The organism is Nostoc sp. WHI (assembly GCF_015714725.1).
Lineage (GTDB): Bacteria > Cyanobacteriota > Cyanobacteriia > Cyanobacteriales > Nostocaceae > Nostoc.
Window position 1 is genome coordinate 96775 of record NZ_WBKM01000291.1, and the last position, 19007, is coordinate 115781.

Below are 19007 nucleotides of genomic sequence, written 5' to 3' on the forward strand. Positions count from 1 at the left end.
TGATTAACTACCTGGTATGAAGAATATCTTTTTTCCATTCCAAATAAGCCATTATTCTCGCAGGTTCATTGGTTCTGTTTGGCAAATGTTACTTATAGGGATTGTCTTAAGTTCGTACCTAATATTTTTATCTGGTTGTCAGGGACTAGCACAGAAGGATGACGGAGTAATTCATTTGACCTTATGGCAAGCGATCAATCCCCCTGCTAATCGGGATGTGTTTGAAAAACTTCTAGAAAAGTTTAATCAGACTCATACTGATATCCAGGTAGAATCTGTCTTCTTAGCTCAACCCCAATTGCCAAAAATATTAACAGCAGTTGTGGGTAATGCGCCTCCAGATATTCTGGCATTCTACCCACAAATTACAGGTCAGTTAGCAGATTTAAAGGCAATTATACCTTTAGAAGATTGGTTGGACAAATTGCCATTAAAGTCAGAAATCAGCCCTAACCTACTTGAAGAATTGCAATTAGACGGTCATCTTTGGTCAGCCCCATTGTACACCAGCAATATAGGCATTTTTTACAGACCTAAGCTTTTCCAAGCTGCGGGAATTACGCAAATGCCTAAGACTTGGGAAGAGTTGAGGCAAGTTGCCAAAAAATTGACCATAGACCGCAATGGCGACAACCGACCAGAACAGTACGGAATTGTTCTGCCTTTAGGAAAGGGAGAATGGACTGTTTTTAGCTGCTTCCCTTTTTTATTGAGCGCTGGGGGAGAAGTAATGACAAATAACCGACCGGATTTAACGAATGCTGGAGTGCTGAAAGCCTTACAATTCTGGCAACAGCTATTAAAAGATGGTTCAGCAATGCTTTCTTCTCCAGAGCGGGGTTATGAAGAAGATGCTTTTATAGCAGGTCGCGTTGCTATGCAAATTACGGGGCCTTGGACTTATATCACTAAATCTAAAGTTGATTATGACGCATTTCCCATACCTACAAATGTTGCTCAAGCTACGGTGACAGGTGGTGGAAATCTGTATGTGATGAAGACTACACTAGCTAGAGAGCAAGCTGCACTCAAGTTTTTAGAGTATGTTTTGAGTGAAGAATTTCAAAAAGAATGGAGTATCGGAACAGGTTTTTTACCAGTTAACCTTAAAGCTGCACAAAGTGAAGCTTATCAGCAATTCATGAACCAAAAACCTTGGTTAAAAGTGTTTATGGAACAAATTCCTCTAGCTGGCGCTCGACCGATTATTGCTGGATATAGCCGTCTTTCTGACAGTCTTGGTCGAGCTATCGAGGCTACGTTGCTGGGTGAGTCTCCTGAAAAAGCTCTCAAAACAGCACAAGAGCGTTTAGAACTTATTTGGGATAACAATTAATAATTCGTAATTCGTAAGGATGATCATGCAGAAATTTCAGTTTTGCGATGGGAATTTCTTTTCAAGGTACACAAGCCAATTGCTGGGATGATTCCCAGAATCACTGCTGTAAATAATTGTCCACTCCAATACAAGATAGGAATACGGGTTGCTTCTGGAATTAAATTTTGTACGAGAAAAAGCAACCAAACCAAAATACTAATTAATAAAAAAGAGATTGAAGGTAAAAAATTCCACCACCAAATGTCTGCTGTATATCGCCTCAATACTAACCATTGGCAAAGCCCCAGCCAAATACCAGAAATTATATATGCGATCGCTGACATAAATCCAAAAATAAAAATTTGTTCAGGAGATAAAGTTTCATTTAACGATGAGGCAATGGTTGAAATGTAGTTAATCCAAGCTGTAGAAATGCCGTTGGCAATCAACCAACCGACGCTGGTAGCAAATAGCCACTGCCAACCCGATAAATATCGGTAAAGAATAAGGCTCTGGTCGGTGGCGAAAATTACTGCAAACACAACGTTGCTAAGGCTTCTGACTAAAATGCTCCATGTTTGTGGCTGGAGAGCAACGGTAGGTGAGAGGCTTTGGAGAATAATTTTCTCTAAGGCTATACTGACAACGCCACCCACAACCCATCCAATAACGGTCATCAAGGTAAACTGAATAAAGAACCTCTGTCGCTGCGATCGCGGAATCAAAAATTTCCCTGGATTAGGCTCGTTGTTAGTAGATGCAGCATGATCACGACTGTTAGAGTCAGTTTGCATAGGAAGGTAGGGGAGTGGGGAGTAGGGAGTAGGGAGTAGGGAATGAAGAAGACAAGGAGGACAACTATGCCTAATGCCCAATATCCAGTTCAATGTTAATTCTTGTTTTATCCTATTCCCAACTCCCCACTCCCCTTTTAGTGCAAACCTGCTGAAAAAGCGTAATGCCAGAATGATAAGCTAAACAGTGACATAAAAAAGTGACTTAGGATGAAGTGATAAATGGGTGTTTCTTCAACAACTCCTCATCTGTTGCGGGCTGCTCGTGGTGAAGTGGTAGATCGTCCCCCTGTATGGATGATGCGACAAGCGGGACGATATATGAAAGCATATCGAGACTTGAGAGATAAGTATCCTTCCTTTCGCGATCGCTCGGAAATTCCAGAAGTAGCAATTGAAGTTTCCTTGCAACCCTGGAAAGCCTTTCAGCCAGACGGAGTAATTTTATTTTCTGATATTGTCACCCCATTACCTGGTTTGGGTATTGGCATGGACATTGCCGAAGGTAAAGGGCCAATCATTGACTCGCCTCTGCGGACTCAAGAACAAATTGATCGTTTGCGTCCTTTAGAACCAGAAGCAGATTTACCATTTATCAAGACAATTTTACAAGCACTGCGCTCTGAAGTGGGCGATAAATCGACGGTGTTAGGCTTTGTGGGTGCGCCGTGGACACTAGCAGCTTATGCGGTAGAAGGAAAAGGTTCTAAAACCTACTCCATCATCAAAAACATGGCATTTTCCGACCCGACGATATTGCATCAATTGTTAGCTAAATTAGCAGATGCGATCGCCATTTATGCCCGCTACCAAATTGATTCTGGTGCTCAAGTTGTGCAAATGTTTGATTCTTGGGCAGGTCAATTGAGTCCTCAAGATTATGATACCTTTGCTCTCCCCTATCAGCAGAGAGTTTTCCAGCAAGTTAAGCAAACTCATCCTGATACACCTTTGATTTTGCTAGTTAGCGGTAGTGCGGGTGTGTTGGAAAGAATGGCGATATCTGGTGCTGATATTGTCACTGTAGACTGGGCGGTGGATATGGCAGACGCACGAGCCAGATTGGGCAAACAAGTCAAAGTTCAGGGAAATCTTGACCCAGGCGTGCTATTTGGCTCTAAACAGTTTATCCGCGATCGCATTCTCGATACCGTTCGCAAAGCTGGTAATTGGGGTCATATTCTCAATCTCGGTCACGGTGTCTTACCAGAAACTCCAGAAGAAAATGTCGCTTTCTTCTTTGAAACCGCAAAGGAACTAAATCTTGCAGGAGTTAAGAGTTAAAAGTAGGGACGCGATTCATCGCGTCTCTACAAGAGTTCTGATTTTTATTCCCAAATTCTGATTCGGAACTTTTAGCTTTATTCTGAACTCTTAACTTTTAACTCCCTACTTTTTAGAAATTCTCTATGAGTCAGAAACGGATTTTAGTGACTGGTGCAAGTGGTTGTATAGGTCATTATCTAACAGAAACCTTAATTAAGGAAACAGAACACGAACTGTATCTGCTAGTTAGGAACCCAAATAAACTACAAGTTGATACCAAGGCACGTTCAGGTATTAATGTTTTGCAAGGCGATATGCAAAACATTAGCCAATTTTCTGATTTATTACTAACAATTGATATAGCAATACTCACCGCCACAGCTTGGGGTGGTGAACAAACATTTGATATTAATGTCATCAAAACTATAGAGTTGATGAAGCTGCTAGATCCAGAGCGTTGCCAGCAGGTAATTTATTTTTCGACAGCTAGCGTTTTGGATCGTTACAATCAACCATTAAAAGAAGCAGGGGAAATTGGGACAGATTATATTCGTTCTAAATATGACTGCTTATATAAGACATCGGAATTAGCGATCGCACCTAAAATTACCACACTCTTCCCCACTTTAGTAGTCGGCGGTGATGCCAATAAACCCTATTCTGCTGTCACATCTGGCATTCCAGAAATTACGAAATATATTAATTTAATTCGCTTTTTTGAAGCTGATGGCAGTTTTCACTTTATTCACGGGCGAGATATTGCCACTGTAGTGCGATATTTGATTGATCATCCTACAAATGATCAACCACGTCGATTTGTTTTAGGTCAAGCGCAGTTAACTGCTGATCAAGCAGTGGAAGAAGTTTGTGCTTATTTAGGCAAAAAGATCTACTTTCGCATCCCCATATCTTTAGCATTAGCTAATTTGATTATTATTCTGTTCCGCATTCAGATGGCCGCCTGGGATAGATTCTGCATGAACTATCGACATTTCACCTATGAAAAAGCGATTAATCCCGATAGCTTCGGCTTGCCAAATTACTGTGCAACCATGACTGATGTTTTAAAAATTAGCGGTGTTGAAGGAGCTAAAAATTGGATATAATCTGTGACTTTCGACAACGTTTGTAAAATATTAGCAGAAAAATAACCTATTGAATCGAGGATCTACCGCTCAAACTTCGCGTTCCTCTGCGCTTTACTTTGCGTTCCTCTGCGTTTAAAAAAGCCACAAACTTATGCAAAACTGTACCTCTTTCCCCTCAGATCCTTGCTCCCCATTCACGTAAAAATATCAATGTTAAAATAAAACAACTTTAATAAAAAGTCAATAACTCTTAATTTTCGTTAGAGTAGGATAACAATCAAAGTGTGAGGATTGATACTAAATGCGAATATTGCTAGTGTATCCAATATTTCCCAAAACCTTTTGGTCTTATGAAAAAATCTTAGAGTTAGTCGATCGCAAAGTTTTATTACCACCTCTAGGTTTAGTCACAGTAGCGGCGATTCTGCCCCAAGAATGGGAATTCAAGCTGGTCGATCGCAACATCCGCCCAGCAACAGAAGCAGAATGGGCATGGGCAGATGTAGTAATCCTCTCTGCAATGATTGTCCAAAAACAAGATTTACTTGACCAAATCCAGGAAGCAAAGCAGCGTGGTAAGTTAGTCGCAGTCGGCGGCCCCTACCCCACCTCTGTACCTCACGAAGTTGAAAATGTAGGTGCAGATTTTCTGATTCTAGATGAAGGGGAAATTACTTTGCCCATGTTTATTAAGGCAATTCAACGGGGTGAAACTTCTGGAACTTTCCGCGCCACAGAAAAACCTGATGTAACCAGCACACCAATACCCCGCTTTGATTTATTAGAATTGGATGCTTATGATATGATGTCGGTGCAGTTTTCGCGCGGCTGTCCCTTCCAGTGCGAATTTTGCGACATTATTGTTCTCTACGGGCGCAAACCGCGCACCAAAGCCCCAGCCCAACTGTTAGCAGAGTTAGATTACCTCTACGAATTGGGTTGGCGGCGGGGTGTATTCATGGTGGATGACAACTTTATTGGCAACAAGCGAAATGTGAAATTGTTGTTGAAAGAGTTAAAAGTCTGGATGGCAGAACACAAGTATCCTTTCCGATTTGACACTGAAGCTTCAATTGACTTAGCAGAAGACTCAGAAATGTTGGAGTTGATGGTTGAGTGCGGTTTCTCGGCGGTGTTTTTGGGAATCGAAACGCCGGATGAGGATAGTTTGCAAATGACCAAGAAGTTTCAAAATACTCGCAATTCCCTCACTGAGGCAGTAGAAACCATCACCAAAGCAGGATTGCGCCCAATGGCTGGGTTTATTATCGGCTTTGATGGCGAAAAAGCAGGTGCAGGCGATCGCATTGTCCGTTTTGCTGAAGCAGCAGCAATTCCCTCTACCACTTTTGCCATGTTGCAAGCGTTACCCAACACGGCACTTTGGCATCGCCTGAAAAAAGAAGGACGACTGCGGGAAAATCAAGATGGCAACATCAACCAGACAACATTGATGAATTTCCTCCCAACTCGTCCTTTGGAAGAACTTGCACGAGAATATATTGAGGCTTTTTGTACTTTATATGACCCAGTGCAGTATTTGGATCGTACCTATCGCTGTTTCTTAATGATGGGTTTGCCCAGTTGGAAAGCACCAGCCAAAATGCCTGAGTGGATAGTTATTAGAGCGTTGCTGACTGTAATTTGGCGACAAGGAATCAAACGGGAAACTCGCTGGAAATTCTGGCATCATTTGTTCAGCATTCTCAAGCTTAACCCTGGAGTTATTGAACATTACCTCGCCGCTTGTGCCCACAACGAGCATTTTCTAGAGTATCGCCAAATTGTCCGCGATCAAATAGAAAGTCAGCTAGCAGAATATCTAGCACAAGGTGCAGAAAAACCGTATGTGCTAGTTAAGGAAAAAGTAGAAGAAAAAGCTTTTGTTTAGTGAGCAAAGATTAATCCATTGAACTAAGATTTTAGGAACGTTATCACTTTTCCAGTGTGCGCCCAGAAATTTTAGTTCGATGGTCAATCTGCTTAATAGTAGACTCTATAGCATAAACGCCTTTCGGCATCTAAGGTTTAGTCAGCTTCTTATATCTATTAGCTAGAGAAAGAGCATAATAGTGCTCAACGCCTTTCGGCATCTAAGGTTTGATCAGACTGAACGAATCCCAATTTTACCCGCGCCTCTGAAGTGCTCAACGCCTTTCGGCATCTAAGGTTTGATCAGTAAATTAAGCTACCTTTGTAGGTACGCTTAAATAGTGCTCAACGCCTTTCGACATCTAAGGTTTGATCAGCAGACCCAATCTCTCCAAGGATTGCAGTAATTGTGTGCTCAACGCCTTTCGGCATCTAAGGTTTGATCAGCCAGGGCAGACGCAACGAACAGGTGAAGGCCAAAAGTGCTCAACGCCTTTCGGCATCTAAGGTTTGATCAGTGCTGAGGCACAGCGCAATGCGATCGCAATTTCTGAGTGCTCAACGCCTTTCGGCATCTAAGGTTTGATCAGGTAGTAGTTGCGATCGTCCTAAGTCTGCTAGTTTAGTGTGCTCAACGCCTTTCGGCATCTAAGGTTTGATCAGTTGCATCATAAGCGATCGCTGCTTCTGCTGGTGTTAGTCGTGCTCAACGCCTTTCGGCATCTAAGGTTTGATCAGGTCACTTTCTGCCCTAAAATCAACTCCCCACTATGTGCTCAACGCCTTTCGGCATCTAAGGTTTGATCAGCATTTTTAATATTCCCTCCTCTTGCCGTTAATTGTGTGCTCAACGCCTTTCGGCATCTAAGGTTTGATCAGTTAGCATCAAGTTTTAAAGCTCCGCAGTGTTGCTAGTGCTCAACGCCTTTCGGCATCTAAGGTTTGATCAGGTCATTAATCGCCCTTTTAATCATCTGTATTCTTATTGTGCTCAACGCCTTTCGGCATCTAAGGTTTGATCAGGTTGACTGCAACAATAGTCCATTTCATCCCCTGAGTGCTCAACGCCTTTCGGCATCTAAGGTTTGATCAGAATCGCTGCAATTATTCCTTTTTCTGACTTGCATAAGGTGCTCAACGCCTTTCGGCATCTAAGGTTTGATCAGCGTAACATTGGGTATAAAAAGAAAGCTTCCTTTTGCGTGCTCAACGCCTTTCGGCATCTAAGGTTTGATCAGATTGGAGTGCGATCGCTGCTAATTCTCCCCCCGTAGTGCTCAATGCCGAAAGGCATCTAAGGTTTGATCAGTTGTGTTATTGTCATTTTGGAAATCGGGGGAGAAGCGGTGCTCAACGCCTTTCGGCATCTAAGGTTTGATCAGGTGAAGCCCCCGTAACGAGCGTAGCTGTAGTGAAGTGTGCTCAACGCCTTTCGGCATCTAAGGTTTGATCAGCTGCATTTAGAGAGATGCAAGCTATATCGGGAATGTGCTCAACGCCTTTCGGCATCTAAGGTTTGATCAGAGTTGCTAATGCACCAGGCTTTTCAGAATCTAATTGTGCTCAACGCCTTTCGGCATCTAAGGTTTGATCAGTAGCCTGGCCTCAAATACTTGCTTTTTCTGCTGCGTGCTCAACGCCTTTCGGCATCTAAGGTTTGATCAGGAATTTACCAAAATACAGGGTTTGAGGAACCCTATGTGCTCAACGCCTTTCGGCATCTAAGGTTTGATCAGCAAGCACTTACTTTATCATATTGAGAAATTAGTAGTGCTCAACGCCTTTCGGCATCTAAGGTTTGATCAGATGACATACTCAGGGTTTTTACAAGCCTTAAAGCCGTGCTCAACGCCTTTCGGCATCTAAGGTTTGATCAGTCCTAATGAAGAACTTCTTCGTAATTGCGTAGAAGTGCTCAACGCCTTTCGGCATCTAAGGTTTGATCAGTCAGGAATTCGAGTTACTACTGTTTTCTCATCTCCCGTGCTCAACGCCTTTCGGCATCTAAGGTTTGATCAGATGTTTCCCCCGTGATAGTTATGCTCACACAACATATGTGCTCAACGCCTTTCGGCATCTAAGGTTTGATCAGAGGTTTAAACTGGCGTGTACGGAAGATGAATTATAGTGCTCAACGCCTTTCGGCATCTAAGGTTTGATCAGGGCGCGTGCTGAAACGTATACCAGAATATCTCCCAGATTCGATTTTACAAGCACCTCACCTAAGAGATTAACAGAGTAACAAAAATCCTAAACAAATGTCACCTTTAACGATGGGAAGCAATCTTAAACCCCTTGTCCTGTCTAGCTTCTAAGCTATTACAAAAAAATGCAAGCACCTCCAGCCAGTCTAAAAAGTAAAACAAGCAAATACAGTAAGAGTTTCGAGCTTGTTTAATTCCGTTTTAGCCTTAACAGTCTCAGATCCATGCATCAAACAATCCGGTAAGCTTCCTGTTGAGATGACCAAGCATCTGGACGATTATATGATGGGATGCGAGCAACGCACTGATTTGACAAACGAATTAGAAGCAGACTATCTTCTGGAGCCAATATTTTTTCAAGTTCCCAACGTAATTTTTCGCGCGATCGCATAGTTAGCCAAGAGCGAAAAATAGAATATTGCATCCTTTCACCATAGCCTTTAAGTAAGTTGTAAGCTTTGCGCCAACGTTTAGGATCGCGAATGTCGTAACAAATGAGGTAACAATTTTTCTGTTCTGCCATTGTAATACCTCACCGCAGTACCAAATGACCAAACAAACCGCCCTCACCACACCATTCTTTTTCTAAGAGTCGCACCTCTAGCTCAAATAAACGGCGATAGGTAAGGGAATAACCCGTAACAGGATGTTTCCAACTCTCTTGTTTCCGATTTTCATATAGTTCTACGAATTTGCGCCGACCAAATTCACTTAGCCAGACTTGCGTCCCACGAATTTCAAAATCTGCCTTAACGTCCCACTGACCCCGATTGACTGAAGCCATTACTGTCATATCTACCAAAGGCACGCGGAAAATTTCGAGCAAATCCAGTGCTAACGGTGCAGCTTGCGATCGCGGTTGATGATAAAAACCTAAAGCAGCTTCTAAACCGACAATTAGAATACTGTTCATTACATCCTTGAGTAAAAGTGCATAGCCAAAACTCAGCAGTGCATTGAACCTATCTTTGGGTGGGCGGCGATTTCGACCACCAAAGTGCAGTTCTTTTAAAACTTCTGGTGAAATCAAACAGGGCAAAGCACCAAAATACAGCGCTGCTAAATTACCCTCTAGTCCTAAAAGAGATTCCAAAGATTTGGCTTGGGGAACTTGTTTAAGTACAGCTTTCATTTGGGCGATCGCTTTTTCTAACTTCTCTGCTTTCGCTTTCCCTCTAGTTCCTCGCATTAAAAACTTACGCTGTCCCTGTCCACGACAAACTACCAACTTACAGGCTAATTCTAGGCAGAAATCAGGATTGCTTAAAGCAGTATACTGGCGGATACGGCGTTGAATGCTACCTTGGCGAGTATCGAAACTACCAAGATAGCGTCCACCTCCCGAAATAAAATGCACTCCTATATCTTGGTCAGCACAAAAATGCAGTGCTTGGGTAGAGATTTGCGAAAAACTATGTAAAACTAGCTGTCCTACCTGACGGGCGGGAACTGTTTCTACAGGTTGATTGCGACGGGTAATTTTGATTTGTTCTCCTGTTCTACCAACACAGGTTCCAGGTTCCAAAACATGAATTATCTGCCTTTCATCATCTTCAGGAAACAAGCGAATTGCTTGCCACTCCCGATCATGGGCGAGTCGCGCTTCTTCTGGCAAACAGACGGGAGCCAGAGAACAACGGGCACATAATCGCTCGTTGTCAATTACAGGTGGTCGATGTGTGGATAGTCTAAGTACTCGTGCTTGTTGAATTGCTTCACGAACTGCTACCCGTCCTGCATCATCCACTGGTACGTGAACCAGTACATTATCAGCATGGTAGCGAATGCGTCCTTCTTTAACTGTAATTCCCTGTGCGGATTCTAACAGATAAGCATAAGCAAGGATTTGTAGGCGATCGCTCTCCCAAGCTTGAGGCTGATTATTCTCATCTCGATAGCAGCGACCGCGTTTGTGTTCGTAGGGAATTGTTTGCCCGTCACGGGTGCGAAGGGCATCTAGCCGCCCTCGTAATCCTAATTCTTCGCTTTCGAGAAACAGTTCCTCCCACTCTTCGTCTTCCTGTTTTTCCAGTTCAGTATGCAGTCTGCGTCCAGCAAACACGGCTGCATCTTGGGTATAAAGTTCTTCAACTTCTTCAAGGTAGAAGAGCCGAGGACAGTAAGCAAGGGCGTGGAGAGCAGAAACGCGAATAGTTTCTGATTTTGTATAAATTTCGAGGTGTTCGAGAGTTTGCATATATGTCTGTAAGGTAATTGTGTTTTAGCGCCTTACGACATCAGAGGAAATGGAATTTTAGGGATTTAATCCAGCTCGTTGAAAGATTGCGTTAGGAGTAATTTCTAATTCTGGTAGCAAATCATCAGTAATTACTTGATGATCTCGATAAGTAATCGGCAAGGAAGATGGCGCAAATACAGTTACAGTTCTAGCTTTGGTATCAACCACCCAAACACGAGAAACACCACCTTTGAGATAATCAGTTGCTTTTTCGGCAATTTCACCAAAAGTTTGACCAGGTGAGATAATTTCAATGACCAATTCCGGTGCAACAGGACAAGCTTCATCTAATAGCCAGTCAGTAGGAAGACGATGATATGAAACATAAGTCAAATCTGGTACGGGCATCCAATCTTGTTGATTTCGTGTCAGTTTGATTGCCCATTCAATTACAACCCTACCTTTTTCTTGCGCCCATGCAGACAACAGTATAAATAAAGCACCAGTAGTCGAGCCATGAAAAAATTTTGGTGACATTTCATCGTCTTTATATTTGGGTACAGCTTCACCGTTAACAAACTCGTATGTAATATCTCCTTCGGGAAGTGCGAGAAATTCCTCTAAGGTTAGGCGTTGATTAGAAGACTGAACCATAGGTGTTATCTAGTAAAAGAGGTTTACTTTTAGTTTAAGCGATCGCTCATTTGATCACGACTTATGAAAATATTTTGTGTCCCTTTTTTCTAACTTGCTTGAATTACTGTCCAAGCAGTTTCAGGAGGATAAGATAATTCAGAAGGTTCAAGTATTAGATATCTCTGCCAAGCAGTACCTTTGGAACCGACATGATCCACCCAATAGGGTAAAGTTAACAACCCATTTTCATCTCGTACCAGCCACCGCAGCAATTTAACTTGATGGTTTTTTGGTAACAAAGTAACAGCATTGACTAAATCTCGACTTTCTCCCAAGCATAGACCACCAAAACGATTGATAGCAGCAGGGTTGGCAAATGCAATCTCTAGGCGTTCTGGTAGTGTTATTTGTGAATTATCTGTTCCTGCATCAACCCAAGCAATAAATCGAACATCAGTTAATAGTTCCTGATAATCTGGTCTAGCGTTGCTGGGGTCGTGGATATCTTTCTTTTTAAAGCGACGAAATGTGCGGATGATAGTTGATTTTTGTGGTTGAGTGAGAAGAGCGATCGCTAAACGAGTTCCACAATGTTTGTATCTATCCATCTCCCCCACCATCGAAAGCAGCATACCATAAATAGTGGATGGTGGAGGGACTGGATAACTTTCAGCGTACTCTCTTGCACGAGATTGACGAAAGCTAGCTATAGGAACTTCTACTTCCAAAGCCAACATTTTCTCGGTTGTTTTCGTCATCGAATTAACTCCAGTTGAGGTAACTGTAAATCTCTAGCGATGACTTGTTTCATACTTTGTACAGCTAATTTAATTCCTGGGAAAATATTCACTCCCAATTCTTCTAATTCTTCCACTTCTTTAGATTCAGTAATTGCTCCTGCTATCCACAACTCCCGTGGTTCAATATCTTGATTTTTGACTTTTCTAAGCAATTCCTCAATTGATATTTCTCTCTCTTTTTCTTCAAAGCAGTAAAGAATTCGGGGCGAAAAATCATGTGTCCATCGTAAAATCAAACTTTCGGGAGAAAAGTCGTAAAGAAAACGAGAGTGATTACCTGCTACTTCTCCTAGAGAACTTAAACCATCGAGAACTGCTATGACGCGAGATTTATCTTTCAAACGTTCTGGCGTTAAGGCGAATCCATATTGATAGCAAGTTGCATGAACTTCAGTTCCATAAAGCGAAGTCCTTCCCTTTTTACCGCTTGCAGCATTGAAGGTTAAATCACCACTAAAAGGTGTTGTAGAAACAGCACGAGTTACTTCTAAAACTCCTCGTTTAGCTGTTGTTGTACCTTTAGGTGCTTTTTTTCCTTTTTGTTTAGGTTCATCTGAAGCTTCAACTTTTGCACCTTCTGCACGCATAAAACCTAACACGTCATCATCAATAAAAATCGTGTCATCAAAATTTTCATTCTGCCAAATATTATCGTTTGTATCATCATTCCAACGACGATTAACTTGATAATCGTTACCAGCAGTTTGCCAGTAGTAGCGTAATGCCCAACGAATTGCCTCAGCCGAAACTGTAGTATGAACTTCTCCTTTCCAAAGAATTTTTTGTAGAGTAGTTATATTACCTTCGTTTTCTCCACGATTATTAGCGGCAGTACCATACCCTGTTAACACATTTCCAAATAAATGAAACGACATTTTTTAAATCTCCTCAAAAATTATAAACATTCCCAAAACTCTTAAAACTTCGGCTCCCCTCAGTTTCAACAGTGAGCGGAGCCGAACTGTTAAAGTCCAATATCAATCACATTTTCTTCATTCAAACTATCTTCATCAGCATTATCTTCATGAGAAATACCTTTGCCTTTATAACTGGCTAATGCCAGCAAAGCTAAATCTCTCGATTTTTTCCAGTTCTTATCAACCATCACAAAATCCATTAACTCTTCCCAATGTTGCTGTAAAGTAGGAATTCTCCCTGCTCGTGACCAAAAATCAGTAATAAATTCTCGAAATGTATCCGAATTTTTACATCTACTTAATCCGGTTCTGATTTTTACAGTGACACGTTCAAAATTAGGAATTTCACCAAGCTTAGTTTTATCAGCAACTTGACCATAAGTATAATTTATTGCCTCATGACAAGCTTTAACAAATAGTTTTTCGCGTTCATCTGATTGAACTTTCTGAATCACTTGATATAGTCCTTCCCTTTCATAAGATAACTTTTTGAACAGTTCATTACTGTTTACTTTTGCTGAAATCCCAGAATACCAAGGTTGATTTCTTGCCAAATTTTCAGCAATTAATTCCCTAGCAAAGCTAGTAATTAAAAATCCACTTTCTTTACCTTCCATTGGCTTATGTTGCAAGTGACTATCACAAACCTGATAGTTATGACAAACCTCGTCACTGGCCTCTACCATATACATATCTGTCCGAGTTTTTTGTTGAGTTGCCCATGCAACAGTTCCCAAAGTTAAAACTTGGCAACGCGGTACACCAAAGTATTTAGTAATATTTATTGTTGCTTCTAAAGTCAAAAATTTTAGTCCGGCATCACCCAAACCTGAAGCATGAAAATCTTTGTAAGTGGCATATCTCAAGTGTTGATTTTGACGATATTGAGCATATTTTTCTAAATCTGTGATTTCTGGAACTACCAATGCGTATTGAGCACGTTTATCTCGCAACTTAGAGCGGAGAATATAGTAATAACAAGCAACGGGAGCAAATAATAGAAGGAATGCGTTTTCTGGAAGTTCTTCAAAAGAAGTATCAGAACTGAAGGCAACATGACGTACTACTGCACCGGGATTTAACCACCCAGCAATACTAATAGGTTTTGTCAGCAATTGTTCGTTTTTATCACAAAGGTTACTGGCAAAATCTTGATAAGCATAGTTTTGTAAGGCTTTATATGTAATTTGAATCTCTTTTTCGCCTTCACCTAATGATAGAGATTCGGTTTGTGTTCCAGCCGATTTATGAGTGCTGTTATGTTGTAGAAAAGTACCAAGAATTCCCTGGTGTACAATCACCTGAGCATCTTTACGCATAGTTTGCGAATCTAAACCGCGAAGGGCAATTAGTCCATCATTTATTTGGAATGATTCTTTTAATAGCCATTCCAAAACTGTTTTATCACTACCTTGCCAATTTAAGATGACTTTTCGCTTGGAACGCTCCCAATTTAATCCCTTTGGACGATCCACTTTTTCTATTTCTAATTGCTTTAAAGTCATCCATAACCCAGCTAACCCAGCACAATGCAACAAAGTAAAACTAGGATTGCCTAAGTCAAATTCTAGTTTCACTGCTCTGCTCCTACATCTTCGCTGTAGCAAATTCTGCCAATTGGAGTGATAGGATAGAATCCCCGACGTGGCCATTCCCAATATTTGTAGGTTGCAATTTGGATAGGTACTGACCAAGCTTGTGCTTCCTGTTTGAACAATTTCATTCGGGATTCATTCTTACCTTGTTTGATTAATTCTTGTCTGCGCTGTTCGGCAATATCCCAGATTTCTGTCTCATCTTCACCCAATAACACAGTAATTGTGTATCCTCCTTCACGTAGGAAATCTGGGCGATTACACCAGTTATCTTCCAACCAACTTGATTTAACTTGCTCGACTTTTTCTGAGTGAAGACGGGCAGCGACTTCAGCTAAATCTAGTTGAGAAATACCTGTTTTACAGGAAAATTCTTGAATTAGTTGCTCTCCTGTCGCAAGTTGTGCTGTATCATAAGGTCGCTTATTATCCCAAGGATAAATAATTGCCAGTCTTGCTCCTTCTTCCTGTCTAGTCATCCTGCGGTTCAATCTTCCCAAACGTTGAATTAAAGATGCTGCGGGAGCCATTGCAGATATCAGTAAATCAGCACTTAAATCAAGGGACATTTCACAAACTTGCGTAGTGACAGCAAAGACTGGTTCATCCTTCCTAAAGGCTTCAATTACAGCTTTATGCTTAGTGAGCCTATCTTTGTAACGATAGCGACTGTGATAAATTAATGGTTTAATATCTAACTTTGGTAAATGTTCAGCAAGCTTAATTTTTGCTGTGCGATAAATTTCGATGCAGGTTTTTACAGAATTAGTCACCCATAACACTTTCTGGTTATTTTTGAGAGCTTCTATTGCAGGTTGCCAGATTTCCTTGAGTTCATCAAAATCAGTGACTTCAGAGATATATTTAATGTCGTAACGCTTAAGTTCCTCTAGTTCCTTTGGCCCTTCGATGGGTTCATCTAATTGTTCACCTTGTTCTACAACAACTTGACGAATAGCTTGTAACTGTTCGGGAGTAAAGCTAGCACTCATCAAGAGAATAGGCGCACCACGAAATGCCCTGATAAATTTCAACAGCGCCCCGAAAAGACGTGCATCGTAAGCATGAACTTCATCAAAAACAAAAGCGGATTGAGCGATCGCAGCCCAAGAGTAAAGTGGTTTACGATTGTTTTGAATTAAACCCAATACAGAATCAACTGTACAAACAATCAGTTTCTTCCGCCATGCCTGAAAAGCCATTAATCGAATATTGATACTCTCTGAATTATCCGAGTCACCAGAGAATAGTAATTCTCTATCTAAATCAGCACGAGAGTGCATTAAATCAGCTTCGATTTCTGTACCATGTGCGTAGTCAATATATCCTTGGGAAGCTGTACCTGTAGTTGGATAGGAGAAAAATAATTTACGTCCTACTGCCCATTTTTCTCCCCAAGCATACGCACCAATGGTTTTACCTGTTCCACAACCTGCTTTGACGAGCGTTATTCGACGATCTGATTTAGCAATTAACTCTTGAAATGGACGTAATTTTTGACCTTTTAGGCGTTGATTAACTAATTTTGCAATATCTTCTTTTGAGAGTTGCAACGATAAGACTTCTTCAATCCATACCTTAAAGTTTTCTTCAGCTAGAGGTAACGCCGATCCTGCTAAGTCAGCCGCGATTACTGTCGCCTTTACTGCTGCAATAAACTTTTGTTGTTCCCAATTTGGCTCAAACTGATTAAATTCATTACGCAGAGATATCAAAGCTTTTTGTAATTGCGACTTTGACCAAATCTCTGGAGGTAGTTCTGGTAAGTTTTCAGGTAATCCTAAAGCTTGATGACCCATTTTCAAGACCGCTTTAAAATCTGAATGATGGGTATAAATTTTTAATTCATCTCCAATGCCTGAAGGAATTTCGGCTATAAATTCCGCAGCTTGATTATTTTGATTTAGCCCTATTTTGAGATGATGCCCCATTGCTGCCCAAATAGCAATCATCAAGTTTGCATTCTGGCATTGTTCCAACCATTCCCTAAAACTAGGTACTTGCCACGCCAAAATGCCACTAATCACTTCATGACGCAGCATTTGCCTATCTGAATGCTTTTTTGATGACTTCAACAACTCTTGGCGATACTTAAGAAGTTTCGGGTCTGATGATTTAGAGTCAATAGTTTTTAGGTAAACCATATCCTGAAAATGTTGATTTGCTTTCCCCCAATCGTGCAAATATGCACCTAATCTAACTGTTGTTGCAAAGTAATCTAAATCAATATGTTTTATTCCTAATTGCTGGAGAATGGATTTACCCAATTTATCCACCAAAACATCAGCAGCTTGCATCACAAAGCTGATATGTCCTGTATATTTTGCAGAACCTCGCGCTCTATCATCTTTTTGCTCTTCTGCTGATAAGGATTTCGCCAATAATACCTTAAACATTTCTACCTCCCTTAAAAGGCAGGAAATATCCACAGCCAAGGTGTCTTTTGCCACCAATTCCCCACTGTTGTAACTTTAAAGAATCATCATCACTTAATTCAGAAATTTCAGTTGTAAAACCAACAATGGTATATCGTTTGATTTTCAGCGTTTTGCGACTAAGTTCACCTTTTTTATTTATCGGAATAGAAATTTGCCCTGAGATTTCTAAATCATCAAGTTGACGCTTGACTGCATTTAAAAAAGGCTCTGGTTCGCTATATCCCTTGATAACAACAATTCTTGATCTAAGCGTCTTTGCTGGTTTAAGCGTAAATATTTCTGGGATACCAATTTGAATCTCATGTATTCCTAATCGAATACTCTTTCCTGCCAATTTATAAATCAACGAAATTTGAGGAATCGGTACGCGAATTCGCAAGCAAGATTGTTCTGTCAGAAGAATTTTGCCTTGTTTATCAGCAAAACCAGGAATTGTCAGAATACTGATTGCTGTTTGCTGACGTATCTCTGGAATTATATGAACACACGCTGCAAAAAGAGCATAGTTATGATCCGCAGGCAAACATTTCCCTCGGACTGGAAAGCAAAGCTCAACAAATGGCTCAAGTTCATTACCTGCATTTTGATATGCAGAAAAACCTACAGATGCAATCACTTTAGGAATCCCCCGAAATGACAAAATTTTAAATACTTAAAATGTTCAAAACCTTACGGCATCTGAGGTAGCGATTAAAAACTAGCAGCACATAGGGCTTAAAGCCAGTATTGAACTACGTTTCAACCAAAAACTGAAGGAGAATACTTTTAAATCCTGAAACATCAGAATAATTCATGAATAACAGAAATTTAGGATGATGTCAAGTTATTTACTAATATGCTCAACGCCTGACGGCATCATAGGTTTAGAGCAAGCAGGGTTATGTTAGTCCCAGATGCTCTACAGCACTCAAAAGTATCAAACCTTTAAATCGTGAAAGTGCTCAACGCCTATTGGCATCAAAGGTTTGGGCAGTAATTGAACCTAGTACAGAATTAACCTGGAATTGGCAGTGCTCAACGCCTACTGGCATCAAAGGTTTGGGCAGTTTGGTTACTCGTTGCTCAATTGTATTAATTTTCTGTGCTCAACGCCTATTGGCATCAAAGGTTTGGGCAGTTCAACAGGTAAGGGGAAGCATTTCTACTATTATCCGTGCTCAACGCCTATTGGCATCAAAGGTTTGGGCAGTGCGATCGCCTTTTTCATGTGAATTGAAGGTTTCGTGCTCAACGCCTACTGGCATCAAAGGTTTGGGCAGGCCAAGCGATTACCAGAGCGATCGCAGAAAAAGCAGTGCTCAACGCCTACTGGCATCAAAGGTTTGGGCAGGTCTCTTCGACTCCATAAAATCCTAATTTATCTACGTGCTCAACGCCTACTGGCATCAAAGGTTTGGGCAGTGTAAATTACGAACACGCTGTTGCTTCAGTAAAAGGTGCTCAACGCCTATTGGCATCAAAGGTTTGGGCAGTGGGCAGTCAATGTCAGCCATTCCAGTTACAGGCAAGTGCTCAACGCCTATTGGCATCAAAGGTTTGGGCAGATGTTAATTGGGGAAGCCAAGGGGAAATACACCAGGTGCTCAACGCCTATTGGCATCAAAGGTTTGGGCAGTACTGATTTAGGCGGTACTCATGCGTCCCCTACCTCCGTGCTCAACGCCTATTGGCATCAAAGGTTTGGGCAGTAGCGCCGCTCTAATATATATGCCCCTTCCCGTAGTGCTCAACGCCTATTGGCATCAAAGGTTTGGGCAGTTCATACAATCAAAATATTGCCTACATACAAAGAAGTGCTCAACGCCTATTGGCATCAAAGGTTTGGGCAGAGGCAATATTTTGATTGTATGAATAGATGCTATTGTGCTCAACGCCTATTGGCATCAAAGGTTTGGGCAGC

General features: G+C 41.3%; 13 protein-coding genes and 2 CRISPR repeat arrays. Of the genes, 4 read left to right on the forward strand and 9 right to left on the reverse strand.

Annotated features, from left to right (window positions below; genetic code table 11):
* Positions 1–16: 16 nt before the first annotated feature.
* Entirely contained in the window at positions 17–1336 is a 1320-nt protein-coding gene (locus F8S12_RS29965; RefSeq protein ID WP_196519896.1) for an ABC transporter substrate-binding protein, read from the forward strand.
* 23 nt (positions 1337–1359) lie between these two features.
* Here F8S12_RS29965 and F8S12_RS29970 read toward each other — a convergent pair whose 3' ends face one another.
* Positions 1360–2112, reverse strand: coding sequence for a hypothetical protein (locus F8S12_RS29970; protein WP_196519897.1), 753 nt, complete (start codon positions 2110–2112; stop codon positions 1360–1362).
* A 222-nt stretch (positions 2113–2334) separates the two neighbouring features.
* Between F8S12_RS29970 and hemE the strand changes: the two genes are divergently transcribed.
* The 3 genes from hemE to F8S12_RS29985 all read left to right on the forward strand — a co-directional run bounded on the left by hemE (position 2335) and on the right by F8S12_RS29985 (position 6357).
* Complete coding sequence (hemE, locus tag F8S12_RS29975) at positions 2335–3396, forward strand: uroporphyrinogen decarboxylase (RefSeq protein ID WP_196519898.1); 1062 nt, start codon at positions 2335–2337, stop codon at positions 3394–3396.
* Between the two features lie 125 nt (positions 3397–3521).
* Positions 3522–4484: an NAD-dependent epimerase/dehydratase family protein gene (locus F8S12_RS29980; protein WP_196519899.1), complete on the forward strand. Its 963-nt coding sequence runs from the start codon at positions 3522–3524 to the stop codon at positions 4482–4484.
* Between the two features lie 283 nt (positions 4485–4767).
* Entirely contained in the window at positions 4768–6357 is a 1590-nt protein-coding gene (locus F8S12_RS29985; RefSeq protein WP_196519900.1) for a B12-binding domain-containing radical SAM protein, read from the forward strand.
* Between the two features lie 109 nt (positions 6358–6466).
* A CRISPR array of direct repeats spans positions 6467–8501; the repeat unit is 36 nt; unit sequence GTGCTCAACGCCTTTCGGCATCTAAGGTTTGATCAG.
* Between the two features lie 270 nt (positions 8502–8771).
* On the opposite strand, the gene cas2 is transcribed toward F8S12_RS29985, so the two are convergent.
* The 8 genes from cas2 to cas6 form a co-directional block, all read right to left on the reverse strand.
* Positions 8772–9065 carry a CRISPR-associated endonuclease Cas2 gene (cas2, locus tag F8S12_RS29990; RefSeq protein ID WP_196519901.1) on the reverse strand — a complete coding sequence of 98 codons (294 nt, stop codon included), beginning with the start codon at positions 9063–9065 and terminating at the stop codon, positions 8772–8774.
* Positions 9066–9074: 9 nt separating this feature from the next.
* On the reverse strand, positions 9075–10739 hold the full coding sequence (locus F8S12_RS29995; protein WP_196519902.1) for a type I-MYXAN CRISPR-associated endonuclease Cas4/Cas1: 1665 nt from the start codon (positions 10737–10739) through the stop codon (positions 9075–9077).
* A gap of 57 nt (positions 10740–10796) precedes the next feature.
* Entirely contained in the window at positions 10797–11375 is a 579-nt protein-coding gene (locus F8S12_RS30000; protein ID WP_196519903.1) for a Uma2 family endonuclease, read from the reverse strand.
* 89 nt (positions 11376–11464) lie between these two features.
* Entirely contained in the window at positions 11465–12115 is a 651-nt protein-coding gene (gene cas5 / locus F8S12_RS30005) for a type I-MYXAN CRISPR-associated protein Cas5/Cmx5/DevS (protein ID WP_196519904.1), read from the reverse strand.
* Positions 12112–13032, reverse strand: coding sequence for a type I-B CRISPR-associated protein Cas7/Cst2/DevR (cas7i, locus tag F8S12_RS30010; protein ID WP_196519905.1), 921 nt, complete (start codon positions 13030–13032; stop codon positions 12112–12114). Before cas7i ends, cas5 begins: the two co-directional genes overlap by 4 nt.
* An 89-nt stretch (positions 13033–13121) precedes the next feature.
* Positions 13122–14651, reverse strand: a complete 1530-nt coding sequence (gene cas8a1 / locus F8S12_RS30015; protein ID WP_196519906.1) for a type I-MYXAN CRISPR-associated Cas8a1/Cmx1 — start codon at positions 14649–14651, stop codon at positions 13122–13124.
* A complete protein-coding gene (gene cas3, locus F8S12_RS30020; protein WP_196519907.1) occupies positions 14648–17065 on the reverse strand; it encodes a CRISPR-associated helicase Cas3' in 2418 nt (805 codons plus the stop codon). The genes cas8a1 and cas3 overlap by 4 nt, the downstream gene beginning before the upstream one ends.
* Positions 17058–17723, reverse strand: coding sequence for a type I-MYXAN CRISPR-associated protein Cas6/Cmx6 (gene cas6, locus F8S12_RS30025; RefSeq protein ID WP_196519908.1), 666 nt, complete (start codon positions 17721–17723; stop codon positions 17058–17060). The genes cas3 and cas6 overlap by 8 nt, the downstream gene beginning before the upstream one ends.
* A gap of 321 nt (positions 17724–18044) precedes the next feature.
* Positions 18045–19006: direct repeats of the CRISPR family, unit length 36 nt; unit sequence GTGCTCAACGCCTATTGGCATCAAAGGTTTGGGCAG.
* The last annotated feature ends 1 nt before the right edge of the window (position 19007 follow it).

Bases quoted from the DNA above. Each gene is read 5' to 3' on its own strand.
- F8S12_RS29995 (WP_196519902.1), bottom strand. From the start codon at position 10,739: ATGCAAACTCTCGAACACCTCGAAATTTATACAAAATCAGAAACTATT.
- F8S12_RS29980 (WP_196519899.1), top strand. From the start codon at position 3,522: ATGAGTCAGAAACGGATTTTAGTGACTGGTGCAAGTGGTTGTATAGGT.
- cas5 (WP_196519904.1), bottom strand. From the start codon at position 12,115: ATGACGAAAACAACCGAGAAAATGTTGGCTTTGGAAGTAGAAGTTCCT.
- cas3 (WP_196519907.1), bottom strand. From the start codon at position 17,065: ATGTTTAAGGTATTATTGGCGAAATCCTTATCAGCAGAAGAGCAAAAA.
- F8S12_RS29965 (WP_196519896.1), top strand. From the start codon at position 17: ATGAAGAATATCTTTTTTCCATTCCAAATAAGCCATTATTCTCGCAGG.
- F8S12_RS29985 (WP_196519900.1), top strand. From the start codon at position 4,768: ATGCGAATATTGCTAGTGTATCCAATATTTCCCAAAACCTTTTGGTCT.
- cas2 (WP_196519901.1), bottom strand. From the start codon at position 9,065: ATGGCAGAACAGAAAAATTGTTACCTCATTTGTTACGACATTCGCGAT.
- F8S12_RS29970 (WP_196519897.1), bottom strand. From the start codon at position 2,112: ATGCAAACTGACTCTAACAGTCGTGATCATGCTGCATCTACTAACAAC.
- cas7i (WP_196519905.1), bottom strand. From the start codon at position 13,032: ATGTCGTTTCATTTATTTGGAAATGTGTTAACAGGGTATGGTACTGCC.
- hemE (WP_196519898.1), top strand. From the start codon at position 2,335: ATGGGTGTTTCTTCAACAACTCCTCATCTGTTGCGGGCTGCTCGTGGT.
- F8S12_RS30000 (WP_196519903.1), bottom strand. From the start codon at position 11,375: ATGGTTCAGTCTTCTAATCAACGCCTAACCTTAGAGGAATTTCTCGCA.